General features: G+C 40.3%; 1 protein-coding gene and 1 pseudogene. One reads left to right on the forward strand and one right to left on the reverse strand.

Annotated features, from left to right (window positions below; all coding sequences use genetic code 11):
• Window positions 1-181: pseudogene (locus UF75_RS25690) on the reverse strand (hypothetical protein); the annotation flags it as partial.
• Between the two features lie 404 nt (window positions 182-585).
• Here UF75_RS25690 and UF75_RS25695 point away from each other — a divergent pair.
• A partial coding sequence (locus tag UF75_RS25695) for a phosphatase PAP2 family protein (protein WP_052693691.1) occupies window positions 586-1,154 on the forward strand: 569 nt, incomplete at its 3' end.

Here is a 1,154-nt window from a genome sequence, read left to right on the forward strand (position 1 = left end):
AAACGGATTCATCTGGTTGATCCGGAGTCTCATTTTCTATTGTGTCGAGTTTATCCTTAGCCTCTAAAAAATGAAGCTTAGAATTTCGTATGGCCCAGTTATGATACCACGTGGTGTTCTCAATTCCACCCTTACCGTTGCACTTAGGGCATTGTTCCTCTAGCGCATTAACGTCAATCATTACTTAACCTCCGTTCAGCTAATTCTATTGATGTATTCTATTACGGAAATGGCTGAAGAGAAGCATTCGTCTAAATAATAGCATAATAATCCGTATCTAGGGCATGATATCTTTTCAAGATGTCGCCCGGATGGCGGATATTTATTATGTGCGGCAAAAAGAACCATTAGGCTTGGGACATGCAGTATGATGTATTGGTAAAGTTTCTTGATAATCAGGCTGAGCAAACATCGTGGATATGGGACGAGAACTTATGTTAATTTGTTCGACGATCTGAGGTTGAATAAGCGTCTTTTGAAGTTGTTTAGAATACTTCGGTTGTGGTTACCCTGTAGCAAATAAGCGTAAGCATAAAATAATCCACCCCTGCGTATGTGGTATTATCGAAGAACGAGGTAGGTATTTTGGAAAAGCAGTTTTCGAAGTATTGGGGTTTCTCATTATTAGTTTTGCCGGCGTTTAATTCTATCTATTTTCTCTTAAATCACACCAGCGGGCGGGTCTATAATCTCGCTACCGTTTTTGATCAGATGATCCCATTCGTTAAGTATTTTGCCCTTCCTTACATAGTTTGGTACCCTTTTGTAATGATCACATTATTATGGCTGATGAAACGGCAACCGCGTCTTTATGTTACGACACTAATCTCTTGTCTAATGGGGTTAGTATTAAGTTATAGCTTTTTTATACTTGCCCAGACCACTACGCCCAGGCCGCCGCTTGACGCTCACGACTTGTTTACCGGGATTGTATTGTATATTTACCATGCGGATAAACCGTATAATTCGTTTCCCAGTATCCATGTATTAATTAGTTTTATTCTTTTCCGAGCCTGCTCAAGATTGAATATCCAGGCACCTATTTTTACAGCTTCGGTACGGGGTTTAGCAGTGATGATTATCCTATCCACGTTGTTTATCAAACAACATACCTTGTTGGATGTCGCCGGAGGAATAGTATTCGGGGCACTCTT

This window comes from Desulfosporosinus sp. I2 (genome assembly GCF_000960765.1).
Lineage (GTDB): Bacteria > Bacillota > Desulfitobacteriia > Desulfitobacteriales > Desulfitobacteriaceae > Desulfosporosinus.